Here is a 5,504-nt window from a genome sequence, read left to right on the forward strand (position 1 = left end):
TACGCCGTCCGCGGGACTGCGCGGGTTCTTCTGGGAGATTATCTACCGCAGTCCAATCACAATGCGCACCCATCACTACCACTGGTTCGACTTAGCACGCATGCGCCATGCGCCGCACGAGAGCCCTATTCGCCGCACGCCGCTCCTTTACAATATCTTTGACGGCCGCGCCGAGGGCATGGCCACCGGTATGGAAGAGATGATGATGCACGCCGGAATGTTGGACGACAAGCCTCGCGCCCGCGAACTGATCTGGATCCTCCTTGCCCAACGTGCCGCTCGCGGTCTTGGCGGCCTGTACCAGCACGGCCTGGAGATGACCCTCGACGAGGCGACGCAATTCGCCTCAAAATGGACGCCCTGGAGCCTGCTCCCCGCTGACGGCGCCACGATCCAGCACGAAGAGCAGTTCTATCTGGAACAGCCGGCTTACGGCACCAGCTACGTGATCGGCAAAATTGAGATTGAGAAACTGATCGCTGAATATGCCCGGCAGCGGGCAGGCAATTTCGTTCTTAAGGAGTTCATGTATGACTTCAACCGAGCCGGGGTTATTCCCATATCCCTCATTTACTGGGAACTCACCGGCGACAAGTCAATGTTAGAAGCGGCGATTGGTGAGCAATGAAAGTTGGGCCATCCATACTAAGATCGGTCATTGGTTTAAGATGAAGGTCAATGCCCGATGACACGAAGACATCCGCTACTCTGTTCAGGTTGATCCTGGATCGTGAACAGGAGTGGCAGGAAAGAATGCGCATGGTGCATGATGCGCAGCGTTTCCTTTACATAAGCACTTACTATCTTGAGTACGACCCTTACGGCATCGAATTTCTGGATGGTTTAATCGCGGCCTGCCAGCGCCAGGTGCAGGCCGTTCTGCTCATCGATGGTTTTGGCCAATGGCTCGCGGGCAACCTGATGACAAAAGCAAGCGAGAGAGCGCTACGTGAAAAACTGAAGCTCCTGCGCGATAGTGGCGGCCACGTCGTTTATTATCGGCCGCGGAAATTTTTGCAGCGGCTGTGCGGCACCGGCTTCCATTCGAAGTACCAGATGTCGGAGGAAGGTACTGCGATTTTTGCGAGCGGCAATATCTCGAAGATGTCGTTCGACCGTTGGTTTGAATTTGCCCTTCTGGTCAAAGGCGCGGTTGTGGTGAAGATGATGGAGGATTTCGCGAAAGCACTCGGTCAATCCGATATCGACCTCACCGAGGCCGTCGCCTTTATCAAAGACCTGCCGATAGAGTCCACCGGCGATCATATGTCACTGGAATTCCTCGCCTATCACCCGAGTGATGATCCTTCGCATCTCAGCCCGATTCGCCAAAAAGTCCAAAACACCATCACCCGTCGGCTCATCGAAGACATCCACGCGGCCAGCGAGAGTATTTTACTGACGAGTTTTTACTATAAACCGCCGGCGGAGCTTGGCCAGGCCGTTATCCAGGCCGCCCGTCGTGGCGTACATGTGGAAATACACCACTCGCACAGGGATGCCCTCGGCGGAGTATCCACCCTGCCGTGGGTTTCCGCAGTCGCCGAATACCCTACTCTGTTGCAGGAGAAAATTAATATCTATGAACATACGCTCGGCCAGCATACCAAGTTTGTGTTAATAGATGATCGGTGCGCCTGGCTGGGGAGCTACAATTTTGAACACGCAGCCGACGACCGCCTGGCCGAAGCGATGATTGTAACGAGTGCTCCGGTGGCTATTGACGATATTCGTCATTTTTTTCAAACCCTGCGCGAAGACGAGGCAACTCAGCATGTTCGAGGGGACTACATGACCTCCCTGTCACCGGGGCTAAAAGCCTATCGTTTGGCCTGCTTGCCTGTTAAACGATGGCTTTAGATTTAAGAATAGCTATGGAAACACAAAGAAACACCAAGTTCATGTCCGATCTGGTCATTAAACAACTATGGAAAGACTCATGACTCGCACTACCATAATCCGCCTGATTGATGCCCCACTCGACAAGGTATTCAAAACAGTTTCTGATATCAGTCAATTTTCTCAAGCTATTCCACATATTATGAAGATTGAGTATCTATCTGATAAAAAAAATGGAGTCGGTACTCGATTTCGAGAAACACGCCTTATGAAGGGAAAAGAAGCAGTAACGGAACTGGAAGTAACCGAGTATATCGAAAATGAACGAGTTCGATTCGTAGCAGATAGTCACGGTACTGTTTGGGATACGGTATTTACTGTCAGGCTAAGGATATGCAGACAGAGCTAACAATGACAATGGATGCGAAAGCCTACCAGTTACTACCAAAACTCATGAACCCGTTGATTAAGGGCATGATTAAAAAAGCGATTATGCAAGATATGGATTTGGTCAAAATATATTGCGAAAAGGCAACTGCCGGTTATTGATGACTTTAAGCGCATGTATGCTCTACTCGGACAGCGTTTGCCAGCAGAAGCTGGCGTACGAATCACCCAATTATGAGTGATCCTGAGATCGAGCATTGGTTTAAGATGCAGATCAATATGGGATTACAGAGGGCGCATCGCTAATGCCTGAATTTATCGAACAAACTTTTAAGTTCCAGCGAGCGGTGACTGTAGTTGTGCCAACGCAAAATACATTTGCAAAGACATCGGAGCGGAATCAAGCATGCTTGACCTGCCAACCATCACGCAAGACGAACTGATCAGGAAAATTAAGACCAAGCTCGAGTCCAGGCCGCGCAAATCGAGCTACTCCGACATGGGCGTTGCACCGGCCGCGACAGAGCCGGCGGCCTATGTGTTGATTTTGGGCGCCGGATTTAGCTACGGCGTCGTGCCGCTGGTGCATGAGCTCATGCACCAGACCATCGGTGACTACTACTGCCCGGACCAGGATCAGGCGTCCCTCGAGCGCCCCGCGAGCGCGCTCCGAAAAGACTCCGCCAGCTTCTGGGCCGAATTCAACCAGGCGGCGGCGAAAGAGGATTTACCAACTGTTGAGTTGGACGGCGATGGCCTCCCGAAGAGTCCGGGCGCCGCGTATCAGTACCTGTTCACGTATGAGGGCGCAAATGTGCTCTTTGCACAAGTCGAGCCAACGAAATTGAGCTATGTGGAGCGCCTTCAGCAGCAGCGTGCTGAAGGCCGGGCGCCGAAAAAACGGCAGGAAGCGCAGCAAAGGGCCGGCGAGAGGTTTGTAAAGGGATTTCTTCAATACGTCCTCGACCCCGGAGCTGAACTCGCGTGCGGCTCGACCGGGCGAAACGATCTCAACGCGGCACACATCTACCTGGCGGGGTTGCTCGAGGCGCAGCAACTAGGCCAGGAATGGAAAACCTGCGCCTTCTGCCGGACCCTCTTCACCACCAACTTCGACACCCTGCTTCAGAACTCGCTTCAAATGGTCAATCTCCTGTACCGCCTCACAGACAGACCGGAGAGGGGCCTCGACCCCTCCGAGTTTCCCGCAGAGGAGGGACCGATTCATCTAGTTTATACCCACGGCAGCATTCTTCGTCATAATCCGGCAAGCACGACAGACGAGCTGGGCGGGCTCAAAGAGAAAAACATCGACGTGCTTCGCGGTTGCCTGGACTCGCAAGATGTGATTGCCATCGGCTACAGCGGGTGGAACGACGGGTTGATGGCTGCCTTGCGCCGCTGCGATTCAAGCAAACACATGGTTTACTGGTGTGACGTCCGTTCCCGGCCGACATGTCACGTCGCAAGTTTCCTCAGGGAACGGGCAGGCCGCGCGGCCTACGTTCCTTTGGGTAAAGCAGGGGCCGATGGTTTCATGCGGCTGCTTTATGAAGCGCTCATCCCGGCGAAAGTTCAGCGCGACCCGAGGCAACGAGACCGCGACTGGAGACGTTTCGTATGGAATCGCTGATGCTGTTCCGGCCGCTGGATTTGTTCCTTACCATGGCAGGCAAGGACGTCTCGATCACTGACCACCGTTCGTGGCCTCAACCTTCGCTTTTGGCAACGCCTTGCGCGGCAGCTTTTCATTCCGCATCGCAGAGTGGTAGACAAATGATGCCATGATCACTGAGGCTTGCATCAGGTCGCCCGGAAGTGCGTGGTCATAAACATCCATGTTGGTGTGGTGCGTACGCGTGCGGTAGTCGATGGGGTCCTGAATAAACTGGAAGCCGGGCAGCCCGATTGCGTCGAAGGAGAGATGGTCGGTACCACCCGTATTTCGAATGGTCAGCGTCTGTGCGCCGAGGTCGTGGAACGGCTCAAGGTAGGCCGCGAAGATGGGCCGCACCGCATCGTTTTCCTGCAAGTAGATGCCGCGAATTTTGCCGGTGCCGTTGTCGAGATTAAAGTAGGCGGAAAAGTTGGCGTGTTCCGGCTTCAGTTCCATGGTTTCGCGATCACCAAAGTGCTTTGTGACGTATCCCTTTGAGCCAAGAATACCCTGCTCTTCGCCGCTCCAGAGCGCGATGCGGATAGTTCGTTTTGGCCGCACGCCGATGGCTTTGAGTATCCGTACAGCTTCCATCGCCACAACACAGCCTGCCGCGTTATCGCTAGCGCCGGTGCCTGCGTGCCAGGAATCGAGGTGCCCGCCCAGCATTACGATTTCCTCTTTCCGCCTTCTATCTGTTCCCGGGATTTCAGCCACCACATTGTAGCCGAGAGAATCGTCAGTGAAAAACTGTGTCTTGATATCGATAGTGAGGTCAACCGGAATGTTATGTTGCAGCAGCCGTGCAATTCGTGAATAATGTTCGGCCGCAACGGCCAACTGCGGTACGGTTGGCTCTGCATTCATATCGCGCGACCCGCCGCTTTGGGCGATAATCGTGCCGTGCTCTCTCGGACTTGCCGAAAGCCACACAGCCACGCCTTCTTCTTTGAAAAACCCGGCCATCTTTTTTTGCAGCGCGCGCCGCTTGCGGAATTCGGCTCTTCTGGCCCACCAGGCTGGTTTGCTGCCGGGTTCCGGTGCCTGCGCCAGGTCGGCAAGATCCTCATCTGAGTGCCGGATGGCATCGGCTTCGAAGTGCGTCTCGGCTTCTCTCCCGGGCTTGGTCATAACGATCGCGCCCTGCAGCTTGCCCCTGTAATCTTCCAGGTCTTCTTCGGACTCGACATCGAGTAGAATTGGCGGGCCGGAAATCCTTCCTTGAGTCCCAGGGGTCCAGGCTTTGGGGTAAGCAATGATGTTCAGGTATTGAGGCGCCATCATTTCAACGGAGAAATGTTCAACTGTCCAGCCATGCCCGAATGTTCCCCACGGTTCCAATGTGGCATCCACCAGTTGCCACTCCTTCAGGCGGTCAACACACCATTCGGCGGCGGCACGGTAGTTAGGCGAGTTGGTGAGTCGCGGACCGTGAACGTCAGTTAAATAAAAGAGCGTCTCTTCAACCTGTGAGCGTTGGAATCCCTCCGACTTTATTTTAGCAACAATATCGAGGTCGATGAACTCCTGCGCACCAGAGCTTCCCGTAAACAGCAGGATGATTATCAGCATCGCAGCATTTCGTTTCATGTCGGTCTCCGAGTTTAAGTAGTTGGAAAAA

Annotated in this window: 6 protein-coding genes; 5 read left to right on the top strand and 1 reads right to left on the bottom strand. The window is 54.1% G+C overall.

Annotated features, from left to right (window positions below; all coding sequences use genetic code 11):
- The 5 genes from O6944_01100 to O6944_01120 all read left to right on the top strand — a co-directional run.
- Positions 1 to 628: DUF885 family protein (locus tag O6944_01100; protein ID MCZ6717745.1), on the top strand; the 628-nt coding region annotated here is incomplete at its 5' end.
- A 50-nt stretch (positions 629 to 678) separates the two neighbouring features.
- Entirely contained in the window at positions 679 to 1,860 is a 1,182-nt protein-coding gene (locus O6944_01105; GenBank protein MCZ6717746.1) for a phosphatidylserine/phosphatidylglycerophosphate/cardiolipin synthase family protein, read from the top strand.
- 79 nt (positions 1,861 to 1,939) lie between these two features.
- Positions 1,940 to 2,248, top strand: a complete 309-nt coding sequence (locus O6944_01110; protein MCZ6717747.1) for an SRPBCC family protein — start codon at positions 1,940 to 1,942, stop codon at positions 2,246 to 2,248.
- A complete protein-coding gene (locus O6944_01115; GenBank protein MCZ6717748.1) occupies positions 2,233 to 2,388 on the top strand; it encodes a hypothetical protein in 156 nt (51 codons plus the stop codon). The genes O6944_01110 and O6944_01115 overlap by 16 nt, the downstream gene beginning before the upstream one ends.
- 244 nt (positions 2,389 to 2,632) lie before the next feature.
- Entirely contained in the window at positions 2,633 to 3,859 is a 1,227-nt protein-coding gene (locus tag O6944_01120) for a hypothetical protein (GenBank protein MCZ6717749.1), read from the top strand.
- A gap of 54 nt (positions 3,860 to 3,913) precedes the next feature.
- Here O6944_01120 and O6944_01125 read toward each other — a convergent pair whose 3' ends face one another.
- The gene (locus O6944_01125) at positions 3,914 to 5,473 is read right to left on the bottom strand and encodes a M20/M25/M40 family metallo-hydrolase (protein ID MCZ6717750.1); all 1,560 of its coding nucleotides are present in this window, start codon (positions 5,471 to 5,473) and stop codon (positions 3,914 to 3,916) included.
- Between the last annotated feature and the right edge of the window lie 31 nt (positions 5,474 to 5,504).

This window comes from Gammaproteobacteria bacterium (assembly GCA_027296625.1).
GTDB lineage: Bacteria > Pseudomonadota > Gammaproteobacteria > JAKEHO01 > JAKEHO01 > JAKEHO01.

What these genes read in the sequence shown, in the direction of transcription:
- O6944_01105 (MCZ6717746.1), top strand. Translation starts at nt 679, where the DNA reads ATGCCCGATGACACGAAGACATCCGCTACTCTGTTCAGGTTGATCCTG.
- O6944_01110 (MCZ6717747.1), top strand. Translation starts at nt 1,940, where the DNA reads ATGACTCGCACTACCATAATCCGCCTGATTGATGCCCCACTCGACAAG.
- O6944_01115 (MCZ6717748.1), top strand. Translation starts at nt 2,233, where the DNA reads ATGCAGACAGAGCTAACAATGACAATGGATGCGAAAGCCTACCAGTTA.
- O6944_01120 (MCZ6717749.1), top strand. Translation starts at nt 2,633, where the DNA reads ATGCTTGACCTGCCAACCATCACGCAAGACGAACTGATCAGGAAAATT.
- O6944_01125 (MCZ6717750.1), bottom strand. Translation starts at nt 5,473, where the DNA reads ATGAAACGAAATGCTGCGATGCTGATAATCATCCTGCTGTTTACGGGA.